This is a genomic window from Dyella sp. GSA-30 (assembly GCF_027924605.1).
Classification (GTDB): domain Bacteria; phylum Pseudomonadota; class Gammaproteobacteria; order Xanthomonadales; family Rhodanobacteraceae; genus GSA-30.
The window spans coordinates 506,044-523,951 of sequence record NZ_AP027042.1 but is presented as its reverse complement, the minus strand read 5'-3'; the positions used below and the strand labels follow the sequence as shown (position 1 = coordinate 523,951).

Here is a 17,908-nt window from a genome sequence, read left to right as displayed (position 1 = left end):
GTCCCGTAACTACTTTCCCATGGTATGTCCGAAGAAATCCTGATCGCTGAACTTCGTGCTCGCCTGCAAGAGGCGGAGGAAACACTCGACGCCATTCGCCAGGGCGAAGTCGATGCCGTTGTAGTGGGAGGCCCGTCAGGGACACGCGTCTACACGCTAGAGAACGCCGATCGGCCCTATCGTGTGCTGGTGGAAAAGATGCAGGAGGGTGCGGTCACGCTGAGTCGGGATGGGACCATCTTGTACTGCAATGAGCGTTTCGCGACCCTGGCGGGCTTCGTTCGCGAAAACATCATAGGCATCAAGATCGATCTCATCCTGTCACCCGGTGAGCGCAGCGTCTTTGCAAGGCTACTCGAACAGGGTACGTCGAGCGGGACGGAACTGACGCTGGTCTCTACGCGGGGGACTCGCGTTCCGGTGCTGGTGTCATTCGCTAACGTAACGGTCGCCGACGATGCACCAACCGTGGTGTGCGCCGTGTTCACCGATCAGACCCTGGTTCGCCAGCGTAACGATGAACTGACCGTAGCCAACGCCCGGTTGGGCCAGGAGATCGAAGATCGCCGTCGCGCGGAGGAAAGCCTGTTTGTCGCGCTCGACGCAGCCGGGATGGGTAATTGGGACTTTGACCTGGCCACGGGATTCCTGCAGCGCTCGCCGCGTTACGAAGAGATATTCGGGCGTCACGACGCGCTGTCGCCATTGCGTATCGAAGCTACCTTGGACTATTTCCTTGCGGAGGATCGTCAGGATGTCGCGGCAGCGTTCGACGCCGCAAAAAAGTATGGAAACATCAGTTTCGAGAAACGTATCCGCCGAACGAGCGATGGGGCGATCCGATGGGTTCATGTCATCGGTCGAACGTACTACCGCGATGAAAAAGCCGTGCGAATCGCAGGCGTGGTTTCCGATGTCACGGATCGCCGTCTTATGGACGAGCAATTGCGGCACGCGCAGAAAATGGAAGCGCTCGGGCAACTCACTGGCGGCGTTGCGCATGACTTCAACAATCTTCTGATGGTCATTGGCGGGAGTCTGGAACTTCTTGCCGACCGGGTTCCGCGCGACGAGCGCTCGCAAAAGCACCTGAATGCGGCGAAGCTGGGCGTGTCCCGTGGCGAAAAGCTCAATCGACAGCTTCTTGCTTTTTCACGGCATCAGGATCTTCACGCCGAACCGGTGTGCATCGATGACCGTCTCGAAACGTTCCGCCTCCTGCTGGATCGTGCCATCGGCGAGACGATCAGCATCGAAATCAGGCGTGCGCCACAGACATGGTACTGCCTGACCGATCCGCACGAGCTCGAGACGGCGATGCTCAACCTCGCCATCAATGCACGCGATGCCATGCCCAACGGCGGCACGCTGACACTCTCGACGCGGCCGCAGTATGTGGACGCTCGATCGCATGTGCCCACTGGCATCAAGCCGGGCGACTATGTGGTCATCGAGGTCACCGATACCGGTACCGGCATGTCACCGGAAATCGTGGAACGCGTCTTCGAGCCGTTCTTCACTACCAAGGGCGTCGGCCATGGCACCGGTCTAGGACTTAGCCAGGTTTACGGTTTCGCCAAGCAGTCGGGAGGGTTTGTCTCTATCGATAGCTCCCCGGGCGCCGGTACAAGCGTGCGTATCTATTTGCCCCGTACCGAAGATCAGTCATTAAACGCAGGCGCCTTGCCCGATCGCGAAGTCGCTGCAACGGGCCAGGGTTTGGTGCTCCTGGTGGAAGACGACGACGATGTACGAAAAGTAGCGCATGCGATGCTGGAAGACCTCGGTTACACCGTAAGAGAGGCCGACAACGCACCAAGTGCACTGGGCATGTTGCGGACTGGCCCGGCCGTCGATCTCGTTTTCAGCGATGTCATCATGCCCGGCGGCATGAATGGCGCACAGCTTGCCCTGTCGATCAGGGCCGAATTTCCCTTGATTCCGGTATTACTGTGCTCGGGGTATACCGCGCAACACCTGACCGCCGAACAGGCGCTCAATGAGATTCGATGCTTGCGCAAGCCATACACCGCGGCGGAACTGGCCGAGGCAGTCGCCGCGGTCATTCGTCGAGACGACGCATAGACCAGGGTTCCTCGCACGCAGCTCATTAGAACAGCTCAGCCTGCTGCGATATCAAGACATCGAACCGGCCGCCTATCGGGGAGAGGATCGCCTCGGCGATAGGCCTCAACTGATGAAGCAGGTAGTGGTCGTAGTCGACGGCCGAACGCAATACCTCCAGCGGTTCCGGGCCATTGACGGTCATCACATAGTTGATCCATCCGCCATTCTGATACTGCAACGGACGGCGAAGCCGGGCATTGTGCTCATCGGCCAGGCGAGCGGCGCGGACCTGGGGCGGGGTGATCCGATCGTAGGAATCGAGCTTTCCACGTAGCCGCTTTCGGTAGGTGAGCAGGTCGTTGAGTTTTCCCGCGCGCAGGTCGGCCACATAGTTCCTGATGAAATCCGCGTACGGTTCCTCCCGGAAGATCTTTTCGAAAAGCTCCCGCTGAAACCGTTTGGCCAGTGGCGTCCAGTCGCTTCGCACTGTTTCCAGGCCACGAAAGACCAGTTCCTCCTGGCCATTGTCATTCAAGACCATGCCGGCGTAACGCTTCTTGCTACCCTGATCGCTTCCGCGGATCGTTGGCATGAAGAATCGCTGATAGTGCGCATCGAATTCGATTTCCAGATAGCAATCGATATCCAATGACGCCTTCAGTTGCTCTGCCCACTTCGTATTGATGTGGGCAACCAGTTGATCGGCGATGGCCAGTGCTTCGGCTTCCGGATAGCGCTTTCCCAGCCAGATGAAGATCGAATCCGTATCTCCATAGATCACTTCGTAGCCTTCCGCCTCGACCCATGCGCGCGTCTTCCGCATGATTTCATGGCCACGTAGCGTCACGGCAGAGACCAGCTTGGGATCGAAGAACTTTCCGCCCGCGGCGCCGAGCACGCCGATGAACGCATTCATCAGAAGCTTGAACGCCTGCGACAGTGGCGCGTTCCCTGCCGCCTTGGCCTTGTCGCGTCCGGTCCATAGCTGGGTGATCAGGCCCGGCAGGCAGTGCTTGCTGCGCGAGAAGCGCGTGCCTTTGGGTCCCGGAATCGTGGCCTTGGGATCGGTGGCGAGCATGCCTTCGGCCAAGCCGATCGGATCGACCAGGAACGTGCGGATGATCGAGGGATAAAGGCTTTTATAGTCCAGGACAACGATGGAGTCGTAGATACCCGGGCAAGACTCCATGACGAAGCCGCCCGGGTACGATTCGCCCGTGCGTGCACCTGCATTGGGAGCCACGTAGCCTTCGCGATGCATGCGCGGCAAGTACAAGTGACTGAAGGCGGCGATCGAACCGCCCATGCGATCGGCTTGCAAGCCGGTGACGTTCGCTCGCTCAAGCAGGAATTCCATGAGCTTCGTCTTGGCGAAGATGCGCGTCACCAGCTCACAGTCTTTCAGGTTGTAGCGGGCCAGGGCGGGCTTGTCCTCATTGAAGCGACGCTCGATTTCCGCCATCCGGCTGTACGGATCTTCGATGGCCTTGCCCTCGCCAAGCAACTCCTGCGCGACGGTTTCGAGACTGAACGAGGGAAAGCTCCAGAGCGCCGAACGCAGTGCCTCGATGCCGTCGATAGCCAGCCGGCCGGGGATGGTCGCGAAAATGTAGCCTTCGCGCCGTTGATGGTTTCGCCACTCGATGGGCGTACCGCCACGTCCAAGCGTCAGGATCAGTCCACATGTGTCCGCGCATGCCTGGAGCAGGCGAAGATCGAACTGAATCAGGTTCCAACCGATGATGACGTCGGGGTCGTGATGGCGAAACCAGTTGTTGAGCGCGACGATAAGCTGTGCGCGCTCTTCGTAGTAGGTCAGCTCGAAATCCAGGTCGGGCGTCTCCCCATCATGGGGGTGGCCGAGCATGAAGACTTGCCGCTGCCCGCACCCTTCGAGCGCAATGGAGTAGAGCTCGCCTTGCGCGCTTGTCTCGATATCCAGCGATACCAGGCGCAGTGCCGGACGATAGCTTTCACCCGGCCGCAGGCGCGGATTGACCAGCGTGGCCGTATCGCCGCTACCTTCCGTCTCGATGACGATGCTGGCCGTGATAAAGCGTTCCATCAGATAGCGATCGTCGGGGCGGATATCGGCCTCAAGCAGCTCGATGCCTTCTTTGGCCAGCTGTTTCTCCAGCTTGAGCAGGGCCCGATATCCCCGGGTATAGAGCCCGAGGACGGGCTCTTGCTCGAACGTTTTCATCGGCAAGGGCGCCAACTCCACGCCACTCTCGTTGCGGATCAGCGCCTCGACTTGCGTACGCGCAGCTGCACGAACGAACGCTACGTTTCGCTGACCTGTAACAAGTATGCGGCGGGCGCCCGACTCGGTCGCCAGCCACAACTCGATATCGCTGCCATCCTTTGTGTCGCGCCAGTGGCGAGTAAGGATGTAGCCGTTCTCATGACGTGTGCTCACCGGCCCATTTTAACCAGGTAGCACCACCTCGACGGTGCGGCGTCGTCGCGTGAGCAGCCGACGCCACCGCTGCCAGGTGGCTATTCCGGCGCGCGGCCACCTATGGACTCGAAGGGGCAGGCCCGTGTCCCCCCAGGGCAAGCGTTCCGGAAACATGCGACGCGTCGTCGACATGCCAGCCACCACCGATCGCCTTGATCAAACGGATATCCGATTCCAATTGGCGCCGTGACAGCTCGACGTAGGCGCGCCGCTGGGCAAGGCTCACGCTTTGGGTGCTGACGACTTCCAGGTAGTCAGTCGCCCCCGCCTTATAGCGGGTGAGTGACAGTTGTTCGGCTCGACCGGATGCGTCGACGGCATGCAGCTGGGTGCCGGCTTCGTCGGCAAGCACATGTACTGACGAGAGATTATCTTCCACATCCTGGAAGGCCGACAGTACGGTTTGCCGATAGTCGGCGGCGGCGCCATCTTCATTGGCCTCGGCCTGATGCAACGCCTGTTTGCGGCGCCCTCCGTCGAACAGTGTGCCGACCAGTGCCGGGCCAATGGCCCAGAAACGACTGGGAAGCGCAGCCCATTGGGCTATCCCGGATGCTTCTACGCCACCGGATGCAGACAGCAGCAGATCCGGAAAGAATGCTGATGTCGCCTCACCGACGTCGGCATTGGCCGCGGCCACCCGGCGTTCCGCGGCGGCGATATCCGGCCTTCGTTCCAGCAGTGTGGACGGGACGCCCGGCGGGACGAAGGGAAGGCTGATCGCCGCCGTAGAAGGGGAGATAGTCAACTCTGCGGGTGGCACGCCGATCAACGTGGCAATGGCATGTTCGTAGTGCGCACGACTTTCGCCCAGGTCCACCCATTGCGCGTTAGCTACCTGCAACTGCGTTTCTGCCTCTGCCAGATCCGACTCGGATGCAATGCCACCGGTAAAACGTACCTGCACAAGGTCGCGCGCTTTCGTGTAGTCGGCAACCGTCTGCTGAAGAAGAGCGGCCTCGGCGTCGGCGCTTCGCAGATCCACATAATCGATGGCAAGTTCGGCGTGCATGGCCAGCCGCACCGATGCGAGGTCGGCCTCGCTGGCCTGGAAGCGTGCTTTGGCCGCGTCAACCTGATGGCCGATGCGGTCGAAGAGATCCGGCTCCCAGGACACGTCCAGTCCGGCGTCATAGTCCGACACGGTCTTTCCGGCGAGCGAGCGTCCCACGACGTTCTGCGAAGTGTGGTTGCGATTGGCATCGATACCGGCTGTGATCGTTGGATAGTATGCCGCGCGCGCTTCCCTGGCCTGCGCCTTCGCGGCACGTAGATTGGCGACGCTCCTGGCGATCGACTGATTACCCGCATCGACGCGCGCTTCGAGGCGATCGAGCGTGTCGTCGCCGAACAGCGTCCACCAGTCACTGCGGTTTGCCGCATCGGCCGGATGGGCCGGAACCCAACCGGGAGCGGCGCGCTGCGCTTCGGTTACCTGGGCCGCAGCTTCCTTGAAATGATCAGGCACCTTGATCGACGGCCGGACATACTCCGGCCCTGGCGTGCAGCCCATGGCAAGGGTGGTCCCGACAATGACCATGAGTGCGTAAGCGCAGCGTGGAACGAGTGGAGTACGCATAAGTGTTTCGCCTTCGCTCAGTTCGCGTTCGTGGGATGCGGGTTGATGCTTACCGGTTGCCCGTCGCTGATGGCATCGCCCGGATTGACGATGATCCGTTCGTCACCGCGCAGGCCGGTTTGGATGTCGACGCGCGTACCGAAGTCCCTTCCCAGCGTCACCGGCATCAGTTGCACGCGGCCTTTGCTGTCGACCGTGGCCACCTCGACACCCGCAGGACGAAACAGAAGCGCATTGGCTGGCAATGACAGCGTGGCCGTTGCGGCGGTGAGCGCAAGTGTGACCTGCGCGTACGCGCCAGGCGGAATGGAGCCATCCGTATTGGCCATGTCGATCTCGACACGCAGCGTGCGGCTGACCGGATCGATGGCGCCCGATGTGCGTGCCACGCTGCCCACGAACGTTCTGCCCGGGTACTGCGGCAGGGTCACGGTGGCGCGTGAGCCGAGCGTCACATCGGCGGCGTTGTCCTGCGGTACATTGACGAAGACACGTAGCTTGTCGGTCTCCGCCAGTTTGAACAGCGCTGCCGGCGTGCCGCCGTTGCCTGCATCGATCAGGGCACCCACATCGACATTGCGTGTGGTTACGACGCCGTCAAAGGGGGCATAGACCTTTTCGAAAGATTGCAGTTGCTGCAATCGGTTCACGTTTGCCTGCGCGGCCGCCAGCATGGCTTGCTTCGCCTTCATGGTGCTCACGTTCTCCTCGCTGGACTGCTGGGAGACCGCATTGCTCTTGAGCATGTCTTCCCAGCGCGCCGCGGTCACTTTGGCGATCTGATAATTGGCCGATGCTGTCGCCGCATCCGCACGAGCCTGCGCCAGCTCGGCATCAATCTCCGGCGATTCAATCTCGGCAAGCAGCTGTGCGCTATGAACGTGCGTGCCGATGTCGACCAGCCAGCGACCGAGATAGCCGCTCGTGCGCGCGTAGATATTGGCTTCCTGGAAAGCTTCGACGTCGCCGGGCAGCACCAGAGACTGTTGTAGCGGTGCATGATCGGGAGCGATAACGGCTACCGTTGGCACGCTGAGTGCCTCTGTCTGGTGCACGACGGCCGTGTGCGCGGACAGCCGTGGCAAGCTGCCCGCGATCAGTGCCAGGCATACGGCAGCAATGGCGGCCGCGATGTAGCGTCGCGAATGAGAGGGTGAGGAAAGCGGTGTAGATGCGGACATGGTATCTCTCCCGTCAGGACATCGAATGGGGGGAAGGAAGCGCGGGCAGGGACTTCTGGCGACGGTCGAGCCAGGTATGTACCGCGGCGAATACCGCGGGAACGAAGACAAGCGTGGTCACGGTGCCGAACATCAGGCCGCCGATCACCACACGGCCCAGCGGCGCGTTTTGCTCGCCGCCATCTCCCAGCCCCAACGCCATCGGCAGCATGCCGATAAGCATGGCGAGCGCCGTCATGAGTACCGGGCGGAAGCGGGTGGCGCCGGCATCGAAGGCGGCTTGAAGCGGCGTCGCACCTTCATGAATACGATCGCGCGCGAAGCTGACCACGAGAATGCTGTTGGCCGTGGCGATACCGATACACATGATCGCACCGGTAAGCGCGGGTACGCTGATGGTCGTTCGGGTGACGAACAGCATCCAGGTCATGCCGGCCAATGCGCCCGGCAGCCCGCTGATGATGATGAGTGGGTCGGTCCACGACTGGAAGTTAACCACCATCAACGCGTAGACCAGCAAAACCGCGAACGTGAGTCCAAGCAGCAGCCCTTTGAAGGAGGACTGCATGGTCTGCACCTCGCCACGCACGGCAATACTGGAGCCAGCGGGAAGATGCGCTCTTGCAGCGGCAACGAGGCGATCGATATCACCGCTCACGGCACCGAGGTCGCGTCCCTGGACGCCAGCGAATATGTCGATGACGGGCTGCACGTTGTAATGCGAAACCACGGCGTCCTGCGAGGCGCGACTAAGCGTGCTCAGTGAGCCGAGAATGGAAGGCTCCGCTTGTTTGCTGCCGTTGTCTGTCGTCAGAGGGATATTGCTCAGTGCCTGCAACGAATCGATGGTGTACTGAGGCGCTTCCGTCATCAGCGGATAGCTCACGCCGTTTTTCGGGTTCAGCCAGAAATTCGGCGATGTCTGCGAGCTGCCGGACAGCGCGATCAGCAGGTTCTGTGCGATAACGCGCTGCTGAAAGCCGGCCTGGAGGGCCTTGACACGGTCGACATCGACATTGATGGACGGCGCATCGTCCGGCTGCTGGATACGCGGATCGACCAGGCCGTCGACATGCCGCAGCTGGGCCAGCAGATCCTCGGTGACCTTGCGGTTACCGACCTTGTCGTTGCCCACGATCTGCACATCGATGGGCGAAGGCAAGCCAAAGTCCAGCGTCTGGCTGATGATGTCCGCCGGGAGGAATGAGAACGTCACGCCCGGAAACTCGTGATTGAGATGGTCGCGAAGCGCGGTGGCGTACGCGGCTGTGGGGTGATGGTCGGGATTGAGGGAAATCAGGATATCCGCATCCGCCGAGCCCACGGGTAACGAGGAGTCATAGGTCATGTTGATGCCACTGACCGGAAGGCCGATGTTGTCCAGCACGCTGCCCAGTTCCCGGGGCGGAATGATGGCTCGGATGCGTTGTTCCACCAGATCGACCACGCGCGCCGTCTGCTCGATACGGGTGCCGGTGTGTGCTCGCATATGCAGACGGATCTCACCGGTGTCCAAGGTTGGGAAGAAATCACGGCCGAGGAATGGCACCAGCAGCAGGGAGCCGCCGCAGACGATCACAAACACCGCCGCCAGACGACGCGGATGGGCGAGCACGGTCCGCAGTATCTGCTGATAGTGCGCATGAATGCTTTCGAAGCCGTGCTCGAAACGTTGCTGGAACCGGCGAAGCCAGCCAAATCGACCCTGACTGGCATCCCCTGCGACACGATCATTGCGAAGCATGTACATCGCCAGCGTGGGAATGAGCGCGCGCGAAAAGAAGTACGAGGCCAGCATCGCAAACACTACTGCCTCGGCTAGCGGCACGAAAAGGTAATGCGCTACGCCGGACAGCAGGAACATCGGCAGGAACACGATGCAGATCGACAACGTCGACACCAGGGTGGGCAGCGCGATCTGTGCCGATGCATCGATGATCGCGTCGTGCAGCGGCTTGCCCATGTCCCGATGATGACTGATCGCCTCGATGGCCACGGTGGCATCGTCGACAAGAATGCCCACGGCCAGCGCCAGCCCGCCCAAGGTCATGATGTTGATGGTCTGCCCGAGCGCGGAGAGCGCGATAAGCGAGGTCGCCACCGACAGGGGGATGGTGATGGCAATGATCAGCGTGGAACGCCAGCTGCCAAGGAACAGAAGAATCATGATGGCCGTCAGACCCGCTGCAAGCAGACCTTCGCGAACCACGCCCTGCACGGCCGAGCTGACGAATACCGATTGATCGGAGACCGGTTTGATGTCGAGCGCCTTGGGAAGCCCCGCGGCGATCTTCGGCAGCAGTCCCTTGACGGATGCAATGATGTCGAGCGTCGATGCGTCGCCCGACTTCTCCACCTGCAGTAGCGCGGAGCGCGTGCCGTCCACCCGCACGATATTGGTTTGAGGCGCGAAACCATCGCGTACCGTCGCCACATCACGCAGATAGGTAACCCCGCCATCTGTTGCCTTTACCGGCATCAGGTTGAGTGCGTCGACGGAAGTCGGGCTGCCATTGAGGTTGACGTTGTATTCGAGCGCACCGATCTTGGCGGTGCCGCCAGGCAGGATCAGGTTCTGCGCGTTCACGGCGTCGACCACATCCAGCGGTGACAGACCATGGGCCTGCAATGCCTTCGGGTCGATGTCCACCATGATCTGGCGCACCTTGCCGCCGAACGGCAGAGGAATAGCGGCGCCTTGTACGGTGGCCAGTTGGGTGCGGATGAAATTGTTGCCAAGGTCATACAGCTGCTGCTCGGGCAGCGTACGACTGGACAGCGCCAGCTGCAGGATCGGCACCGTGGAAGCGTTGTACGAGATCACCAGCGGTGGCAGCGTACCCGGCGGAAGCACGCGCAGGATGGACTGCGCGTTGGCGGAGGCCTCCGCAATGGCGCGATTGATGTCCGCGCCCTCGTGGAAATACACCTTGATCACAGCGACGCCGTTGACCGTTTGTGATTCCACGTGCTCGATATTGTCGACGTCCGACGTCAATGCACGCTCGTAGGGCGTGGTAATGCGGTTAGCCATGTCGTCGGCCGAAAAGCCGTTGAACGACCATACGATGCTCAACACGGGAATGTTGATATTGGGGAAGATATCGGTCGGCGTCCGCAACACCATGAGCGGACCGATGATGGCCAGCAGCAACGCCAGCACGATAAAGGTATAGGGTCGCCGTAGCGCCAATTGGACGATCCACATAACGGGCTCCCTCTTTCACAGATCAGGTCATGCGGAAGGCTAAAGAACAGGCGCTTGCGCACCCCTGACAGCTTCCTGACGAATCTGTAATCACGCCCCCGGGATGTCGCGCGTATGATGCGTTCAGGCACCCCGCGAGAGTTCCCATGCGCCTGCTGGTCATTGAAGATGAAAAGAAAGCCGGCGAGTACCTGAAGAAGGGACTCGAGGAGTCCGGCTTCACGGTGGATGTGGTGGCCAACGGCATCGACGGCCTGCATCAGGCGCTGGAGGAGGACTATGACCTGATAGTTCTGGACGTCATGCTCCCGGGCATGGACGGATGGGAAATTCTGCGCCGCCTCCGTATGAAGAAAGACACGCCGGTGCTGCTGCTTACGGCCATCGATGAGCTGGAAGAGCGTGTCCGCGGGCTGGAGCTCGGCGGCGACGACTACCTGGTGAAGCCGTTTGCGTTTGTCGAGCTGTTGGCGCGCATCCGAACCCTGCTGCGCCGTGGCCCGCCACGCGATATCGAACATGTCCACATCGGCGACCTTGAAATCGATGCCGTACGCCGTCGGGTGAAGCGCAATGGCCAGCGCATCGATCTGACACCCAAGGAGTTCGCCTTGCTTCAGTTGCTGGCGAGACGGCGTGGCGAAGTGCTGAGCCGTACGCAGATCGCGTCATACGTGTGGGACATGAACTTCGACAGCGATACCAATGTGGTCGAAGTCGCCATCCGACGCTTGCGGGTAAAGATCGATGACGGTCACGACACCAAGCTCATCCATACCGTACGGGGCATGGGTTACGTGCTGGACGAAGAGCACGAGGGGGCCTGATGCATCGCCTTTCGCTCAGTGCGCGCCTGACGGTCACCTTCGTGGTCATCATCGCGACGTGTTTCATCCTGGTGGGATGGCTTCTCTACCGGGCGGCCGAGCATCGCGTTTACGAACAGGATGAAACCAATCTGGTGCTGTCCGCGCGCCATCTTCGGCGGCTCGTCGCCGAGCTGGATTCCCTTGACGACCTCAAGGCTCATCAGGATCGGATGGTGGTCAGTGTTCTTGGCGACCCCAGCAACGCGTTGCGCATGGTCGATGGCACGGGCAAGACTGTCATTGACTACAACCCGACGGCGTACCCGCTGGATCTCCCGAGCGCGGTTCCTATCGGGCAACGCATCATCGCCGGCATGTTACACACGTGGTATGGCGATCATGGGTTGCCCGTACATGGCATAGCGGTGGCGGGGCAAGTACGCGATGGAGCCCACGTGACGATTATGGTGGCGCGCTCGTTCGCCGATCGCGAGGCACTGCTGCGACGTTATGGCCGGGATATGGCCATGCGGCTATTGGCCGGGATGATAGCGGCGATTGTGCTCAGTCATCTGTTGGTGCGCCGGGCGCTGCGGCCCTTGCGCTCCATGGCGACCGATGCGGCCACCATCAACGCACAGAGCCTTCATACGCGCCTGTCGGCCGGTAATGCGCCTGCGGAATTCCACGCCCTTTCCGGCGCGCTCAACGAGATGCTGGATCGACTTGAGGGTGGCTTCGCCCGGGTATGGCAGTTCACCGTGGATCTCGCTCACGACCTGCGTACACCGGTCGGCAATCTGCGAGGCACCAACGAAGTGGCGCTGACTCGGGCGCGTACTCCCGCGGAATACCAGGCGCTGCTTGCCTCCAATATCGAGGAATGTGATCGGGTGAGCCGGACCATCGAAAGCGTCCTGTTCCTGGCGCGTGCGGACAACCCCCAGTTTGCCCTTCAGCGCGTACACCTGGATATCGGCATCGAGCTGGAGCAGATCGTCGATTACTTCGAAGGCATCGCCTCGGAAGCCGGAATCAATATCCGTATCCAGGGGCAAGCCAGCATCAGCGCGGACCGCGAACTATTTCGCCGAGCCGTGGGAAATCTTCTATCCAATGCACTGCGTTACACCCCGCAGGGACAGACGATTACGCTCTTTACCGAGCATATGAATGGCGCGGTGACTGTCACGGTGGAAAACCCTGGGGCCGGTATAGCGCAGGAGCACCTGGAAAAGCTGTTCGACCGCTTCTACCGGGTGGATCGTTCCCGTAGCGATTCGGCGAACTCTACCGGTCTGGGCCTATCTATCGTGAGAAGCATCATGGAGCTCCATGGTGGCAACGTCACGGTAGATAGTCATCCAGAGGGAATCACACGGTTTGTGCTCTGGTTCCCTAGCTCCCATCAAAGGTGATCGGCGTCGATCACGGCCTGCGTAAACGCCTGCGGCGCTTCTTCCGGCAAGTTATGGCCGACACCGCCGGTGATCAGACGAAACTGATACTTGCCGGTGAATTGCTTGGCGTACACCTCCGGTTGCGGATGCGGTGCGCCATTGGCGTCACCCTCCAGGGTGATGGTGGGTACGGAGATCTTCGGAAATTGGGCCAGTCGCTTTTCCAGTGCATCGTATTTGGCTTCACCCTTGGCCAGGTCCAGCCGCCAGCGATAGTTGTGGATCGTGATGGCGACATGGTCCGGGTTGTCGAGTGCCGAAGCGCTGCGTTCGTAGGTGGCGTCATCGAAGTTCCACTTCGGTGAGGCGAGCTGCCAGATCAGCTTGGCGAAATCACGGTGGTTCTTCTCGTAGCCGATCCGACCGCGCTCGGTGGTGAAGTAATACTGATACCACCACTGATACTCGGCCTTGGGCGGCAAGGGCGCCTTGCCGGACTCCTGGCTGCCAATCAGGTAGCCGCTGACGCTTACCAGCGCCTTCACCCGTTCCGGCCACAGCGCCGCGACGATATCCGCCGAGCGCGCACCCCAGTCGAAGCCACCCAGCACCGCGTGCTTGATGTTGAGCGCGTCCATGAAGTCGATGACGTCCTTGGCCAGTGCGGCAGGTTCGGCGTTTCGCATGGTGTTCTTGGACAGGAAACGGGTCTCGCCGTAGCCACGCGCATACGGGACAAGCACCCGGTAGCCCTTCGCTGCCAACGCCGGCGCGACATCCTGATAGCTGTGAATATCGTAGGGCCATCCATGCAAAAGAATGACGACCGGGCCATCGGCCGGCCCCAACTCCGCGTAAGCGACATCCAGCACGCCAGCATGGACATGCTTCAGTGGGCCCAAGGCATCCTGGGAAACGGGGGCCGGCATGGTGGCCTGGCTCGGCTGCATCTGCGCGGATTGAGCATGCAGGCTGCCCGCCACGACCTGGGTTGCCAGTATCGCCATGGTCGCAGCCGCCAGGAAACTGCGGCCGCTGAGATTCGTCTTCTTGTGCATGGTCCTCTCCAGTAAGTAAACGATCGGGTCGTTTGGTGTGGATAGAAGACCATGGCGGCGCATCCCGGATATGTCACGGGATGCATCAAAAGGTATCGCAATGTGCCAAGGTCGAGCCCGGATACATTCCGATACAAAAGCCGGACCGCCTTATAACGACTGCCCGAGCCGGGCCTCAAGCAAGGGCCGAAAGGTGCGGCTGACATGGACGCGGTGGCCCCCGCGCAGGACGAGATCGAATTCACCGTGGGTGGCTGGCTCCAGATGCACGATGCTGTCGATGTTGACCACGGTCGAGCGATGCACGCGAACGAAGCGGCGCGGATCGAGCCGTGCGACCAGTTCGCCCAGGGCGGCGCGGTGGATGATGCGCTCGCGCCCCACGTGCAATGCCACGTAGACGCCCGCGCTTTCGATGCAGTCGATCGATTCGACCCGGATCAGATCGGTCTTGTCGCGTTCCCGGATGACGATGCGATCGAGAAACGGTTTGTCCAGGTGGCGGCTATCGAGCAGTTGGAGCACGTTCTGGCCGAACTCGCGCAGGTGTCTGTCGTCCAGGCGCGCCTTTGCACGGGTGAACGCAGCCTCCATGCGCTCGTCGCCGTAGGGTTTGAGTACATAGTCGATGGCGGCCGATTCGAACGCACGCACGGCGTGCTGATCGAAGGCCGTCACAAAGACCGTTACGGGCATGCGCTCGATGCCGATCGTGTCGATCACGCCCAGCCCGTCGAGCCCTGGCATTTGAACGTCCAGAAAAACGACATCGGGTTGCTTTTGCAGGATCGCCTCGACGGCATCGAGCCCATTCTCCGCCTCCATGATGTCGCCAACATCGGCATCGCTTTCCATCAACTCGCGCAGACGCTGACGCGCCGGCAGCTCGTCGTCCACGATAAGGATCCGATAAGCGCTTGCTTCACGCATCGCTGAGCGCCTCTGCCGTATGGATGGGTATCGAGACACGAACGCGCGCACCGCCACCTTCGCGTGGGCCGATATGGAGGCTCGCATTGTGCGCTGGATGAAGCATGGCAATACGTTCGCGGGTGACGCTCAGCCCCAATCCAGCGCCGTCATCCGTCCAGCTGTCGCCAAGCCCGACCCCATCGTCCTCGACAGTGATGTACAGCGTGGCAGCGTCGACCGATGCCTTCACCCAGACGGTGCCGCCGCCCGGGCGAGGCGACAGCCCATGGCGAACCGCATTTTCGACCAGCGGTTGCAGAATCAGTCCCGGCACTATCAGGTCGCGAGTGGACGCAGGAACATCGACGATGACGTGCAAGCTGTCACCAAAACGCATCTTCTGGATGGCGAGGTAATGACCGAGAAACTCGAGCTCCTCACCTAAGCGCACTTGCTGTCGGCGCCCGGATTCCAGCGAAAGACGCAGCAGATCGCCCAGTTGCTCGATCATTCCACGCGCCAGCTTGGGCTGGCTTACGACAAGTGACGAGATGGTATTGAGCGCGTTGAAAAGAAAGTGCGGATCGAGCTGCATGCGCAGGACATTCAAGCGTGCCTCGGAAAAATTCCGCTCCATCCGTTCGAGCCTCAACTGTGAAGCAAGATAGTGCTGGCTGTATTGCATGGCCTGCCAACCGCCGACCACGAGCAGGTAGACCAGCAGACTCCACAGGAATCCGCCCTTCAGCGTCTCATCCAAAGGACCGAGGCCCATGGCGTCAGGCCATGCGAGCACACCCATCGCCGCCCGGAACAGGGCGGCAACGTAGCAGTACACCAGAGTGGTTGGAATGCCGATAGCGATGTGAACGGCGAGCCGTGTTCCAAGGCTGCTTACGGCGATGGGCAGACGCCGATCCACCGCAATGATCGCCGGAACCAGCAGTCCCCACGCCCACCACTCCGCCAACGAAGTGCGCAACACGGGCCACCATGCCGCGTTCGACGCAAAACGTGGCACCGCGAAAACTACACCGACAGCCGTCCAGACCAGCAGTGAGATAAGCATCAGGCGCAGCCTGGAATACGGGGCGTTCTCCATACGTGGAACATGGTTTCGAATGTGACGCACCATCGTCCTCACCAGTTTCGCCGAACGCGCATGCCATCCTACACCGGTGTATCGATCCGACCTAAGCTAACGGATTCGACGAGACGATGGCTCGTTCATGCCGCTCCGGGATTCGAGGAATAAATGATGGCAACGATACGCCAGCCGTCCGTCGTCTTGACCAGCTGCCATGTTTCGTCGCCGCGATTCTCCGATTTGCCGTCGATAACAAAGTCGAAGTGAAAGTAGACCGATGCTATCGCGCCGTCACTCATGATGCGGACGTCGGTATGGCGCGGATCGAGATTCGACTTTGTGCCGGATACGAAGCTCGCAAAATCCTTATAGCTGCTGACGCGGATTTTCTGTGCCGAGGGGTTCTTCGCTCGCGCCGCGGCGAACGCCTTATCGGACAATACGGTTGCCCACGTGTCGCCGTGGTCCAGAAAGAGTCTGGAGACGCCATCACCGTCATGTGTGGTTACGGCATGGTGGAAGACATCCATGACATGCTGAATATCTGTCACATCCTGCGGTGTCGCACGCGCGGCGTCACCGGATCGATCCATTGCGTTGACGTTGAAGCCCAGTAGCGAAAGAGCGGCCGCGATAAAAATGATTCTTTTCATAAATGCCTCTTTGGATAGGTGCATATGACAACGAGGTAAAAATAGATTTCCCTGAAGGTGATGCGGGCGCGGATGTTACGAACCGGCCCAGGGGCATCATCAAACGGTCAAAGATCGGCGCCCAGGTGGAGAGTGTCGCTTGTCGCGTCGGACGTGTGGCCGCTGTTTATGGCGGCGGCAAAGATCTGTTGGGAAGGTGAATCTTCCGTCTCGGTACGCATCTGATCCGCTTTGCATCATCCCGCCGCGCGCCGAAGGGATATGCCCCTAGGGTGAGCGCACTCAATCTGAGATAGCTCCCCATGCAAAAGCGTTCCATTCGCCCCGTCTTTGCGCTCGGTATTCTGGGCACGGCATCGGCTTGCGCATCTTCGGTCACGCCCTTGCCGATTCCATTGGTAGCCGACCATTGGCAGGCAAGCGGCAACGCGACATTCATCACCAGGGAGGCCTTCCCGCACGGCATCCTTCAGGTGACCTCCGAGAGTGAGCAAGGCTTTGTCGCGTTGAAAGACCAGCACTTTGACAACGGCACCATCGAGTTCGACATCAAGCCCGTTGGCGAAGAATTTCCGGGCATTCGTTTTCACCAGAAGGATGGCGACACCGCCGACATGCTCTATATCCGGGTCAGCCCCGACTGCCCCGCGTCCCAGGACTGTCTGCAGTACGTTCCCATCATCAAAGGCCGCGTGTTGTGGGATGTCTATCCGCAGTATCAAGCGCCGGCGCCTTTTCGCGAAAACGAATGGAATCACATTCGGCTGGTCATTTCCGGCAAGCGGATGAACGTCTACGTGAACGGCCGCACCGAGCCATCGCTAAGCGTCGTGCATCTGGAGGGCGAAGCAAGTACTGGAACCATCGCATTCGAGGGCACTGCTTATTACGCGAACCTCACACTTGCGCCAAGCGTGACGGATGGCCTCGATCCCAATACTCCCGTGGACCCTGCCGAAGGTGATCGCCGCTATCTCGTTCGATGGCAAGCTACCGATCCCGTATCGATGGAAACCACGGACCATCTCGGCCCATCGAACATACCGTCTTCCGGCTCGCATTGGTCGCCGGTCACGGTCGACTACGGCGGCCTTGTCAACCTGAGCCGGTTTCGCGCTCCGACACCCAAGCAGGCACCCGCGCAAGTGATCTGGCTTCGCACCACGGTGCGGTCCGATCGCGAACAGGTACGGCATGTGGCCGTAGGCTGGTTGCGCGAGATATGGGTCTATGCAGACGGCAAACCCGTATTTTCCGGCAAGAACCGCTACAACGTAAAAGGCGGCCGCAAAACGCCTGATGGTCGCCTGTCATTGGAGAATGACGGCTTCGATCTTCCCTTGCATAAAGGTGCGAATGACATCGTCGTCGCTATCGATGGCAACACGCCCGACATGAGGGGGCGTTACGGCTGGGGTTTCATCATGCGGATGGATCAAGTCGCTGGGGCGACGGAGAAGTAGCATCAGGGCTTTGCGATGCCTGCCTTGGTT

At 60.6% G+C, this 17,908-nt stretch carries 12 protein-coding genes; 4 read left to right on the top strand and 8 right to left on the bottom strand.

The window, feature by feature from the left end:
* Positions 1 to 24: 24 nt before the first annotated feature.
* Entirely contained in the window at positions 25 to 2,085 is a 2,061-nt protein-coding gene (locus QMG46_RS02395; RefSeq protein ID WP_281850849.1) for a hybrid sensor histidine kinase/response regulator, read from the top strand.
* A 25-nt stretch (positions 2,086 to 2,110) separates the two neighbouring features.
* Here QMG46_RS02395 and QMG46_RS02390 read toward each other — a convergent pair whose 3' ends face one another.
* From QMG46_RS02390 to QMG46_RS02375, 4 genes are all read right to left on the bottom strand, one after another.
* Positions 2,111 to 4,486, bottom strand: a complete 2,376-nt coding sequence (locus tag QMG46_RS02390; RefSeq protein WP_281850848.1) for a DNA polymerase II — start codon at positions 4,484 to 4,486, stop codon at positions 2,111 to 2,113.
* A 100-nt stretch (positions 4,487 to 4,586) separates the two neighbouring features.
* Positions 4,587 to 6,107: an efflux transporter outer membrane subunit gene (locus tag QMG46_RS02385; RefSeq protein ID WP_281850847.1), complete on the bottom strand. Its 1,521-nt coding sequence runs from the start codon at positions 6,105 to 6,107 to the stop codon at positions 4,587 to 4,589.
* Positions 6,108 to 6,124: 17 nt separating this feature from the next.
* Entirely contained in the window at positions 6,125 to 7,288 is a 1,164-nt protein-coding gene (locus tag QMG46_RS02380) for an efflux RND transporter periplasmic adaptor subunit (RefSeq protein ID WP_281850845.1), read from the bottom strand.
* Between the two features lie 13 nt (positions 7,289 to 7,301).
* On the bottom strand, positions 7,302 to 10,496 hold the full coding sequence (locus tag QMG46_RS02375; protein ID WP_281850843.1) for an efflux RND transporter permease subunit: 3,195 nt from the start codon (positions 10,494 to 10,496) through the stop codon (positions 7,302 to 7,304).
* A 146-nt stretch (positions 10,497 to 10,642) separates the two neighbouring features.
* Between QMG46_RS02375 and QMG46_RS02370 the strand changes: the two genes are divergently transcribed.
* Positions 10,643 to 11,323, top strand: a complete 681-nt coding sequence (locus tag QMG46_RS02370) for a heavy metal response regulator transcription factor (RefSeq protein ID WP_281850842.1) — start codon at positions 10,643 to 10,645, stop codon at positions 11,321 to 11,323.
* Positions 11,323 to 12,723, top strand: coding sequence for a heavy metal sensor histidine kinase (locus QMG46_RS02365; RefSeq protein ID WP_281850841.1), 1,401 nt, complete (start codon positions 11,323 to 11,325; stop codon positions 12,721 to 12,723). Before QMG46_RS02370 ends, QMG46_RS02365 begins: the two co-directional genes overlap by 1 nt.
* Here QMG46_RS02365 and QMG46_RS02360 read toward each other — a convergent pair.
* The 4 genes from QMG46_RS02360 to QMG46_RS02345 form a co-directional block, all read right to left on the bottom strand.
* Positions 12,714 to 13,763 carry an alpha/beta fold hydrolase gene (locus QMG46_RS02360; protein ID WP_281850840.1) on the bottom strand — a complete coding sequence of 350 codons (1,050 nt, stop codon included), beginning with the start codon at positions 13,761 to 13,763 and terminating at the stop codon, positions 12,714 to 12,716. The two genes, QMG46_RS02365 and QMG46_RS02360, sit on opposite strands and share 10 nt — an antisense overlap.
* Positions 13,764 to 13,913: 150 nt before the next feature.
* Entirely contained in the window at positions 13,914 to 14,693 is a 780-nt protein-coding gene (locus QMG46_RS02355; protein ID WP_281850839.1) for a LytR/AlgR family response regulator transcription factor, read from the bottom strand.
* Positions 14,686 to 15,744 carry a sensor histidine kinase gene (locus tag QMG46_RS02350; protein WP_281850838.1) on the bottom strand — a complete coding sequence of 353 codons (1,059 nt, stop codon included), beginning with the start codon at positions 15,742 to 15,744 and terminating at the stop codon, positions 14,686 to 14,688. The genes QMG46_RS02355 and QMG46_RS02350 overlap by 8 nt, the downstream gene beginning before the upstream one ends.
* Positions 15,745 to 15,902: 158 nt before the next feature.
* Complete coding sequence (locus QMG46_RS02345; RefSeq protein ID WP_281850837.1) at positions 15,903 to 16,439, bottom strand: Cif family virulence factor; 537 nt, start codon at positions 16,437 to 16,439, stop codon at positions 15,903 to 15,905.
* A 278-nt stretch (positions 16,440 to 16,717) separates the two neighbouring features.
* On the opposite strand from QMG46_RS02345, the gene QMG46_RS02340 reads away from it, so the two are divergent.
* Entirely contained in the window at positions 16,718 to 17,878 is a 1,161-nt protein-coding gene (locus QMG46_RS02340) for a 3-keto-alpha-glucoside-1,2-lyase-like domain-containing protein (RefSeq protein WP_281850836.1), read from the top strand.
* Positions 17,879 to 17,908: the final 30 nt, after the last annotated feature.

Excerpts from the sequence above, each read along its gene's own strand:
- QMG46_RS02385 (WP_281850847.1), bottom strand. The coding sequence starts at position 6,107 with ATGCGTACTCCACTCGTTCCACGCTGCGCTTACGCACTCATGGTCATT.
- QMG46_RS02370 (WP_281850842.1), top strand. The coding sequence starts at position 10,643 with ATGCGCCTGCTGGTCATTGAAGATGAAAAGAAAGCCGGCGAGTACCTG.
- QMG46_RS02375 (WP_281850843.1), bottom strand. The coding sequence starts at position 10,496 with ATGTGGATCGTCCAATTGGCGCTACGGCGACCCTATACCTTTATCGTG.
- QMG46_RS02345 (WP_281850837.1), bottom strand. The coding sequence starts at position 16,439 with ATGCACCTATCCAAAGAGGCATTTATGAAAAGAATCATTTTTATCGCG.
- QMG46_RS02395 (WP_281850849.1), top strand. The coding sequence starts at position 25 with ATGTCCGAAGAAATCCTGATCGCTGAACTTCGTGCTCGCCTGCAAGAG.
- QMG46_RS02355 (WP_281850839.1), bottom strand. The coding sequence starts at position 14,693 with ATGCGTGAAGCAAGCGCTTATCGGATCCTTATCGTGGACGACGAGCTG.
- QMG46_RS02365 (WP_281850841.1), top strand. The coding sequence starts at position 11,323 with ATGCATCGCCTTTCGCTCAGTGCGCGCCTGACGGTCACCTTCGTGGTC.
- QMG46_RS02340 (WP_281850836.1), top strand. The coding sequence starts at position 16,718 with ATGCAAAAGCGTTCCATTCGCCCCGTCTTTGCGCTCGGTATTCTGGGC.
- QMG46_RS02360 (WP_281850840.1), bottom strand. The coding sequence starts at position 13,763 with ATGCACAAGAAGACGAATCTCAGCGGCCGCAGTTTCCTGGCGGCTGCG.
- QMG46_RS02350 (WP_281850838.1), bottom strand. The coding sequence starts at position 15,744 with ATGCTTATCTCACTGCTGGTCTGGACGGCTGTCGGTGTAGTTTTCGCG.
- QMG46_RS02380 (WP_281850845.1), bottom strand. The coding sequence starts at position 7,288 with ATGTCCGCATCTACACCGCTTTCCTCACCCTCTCATTCGCGACGCTAC.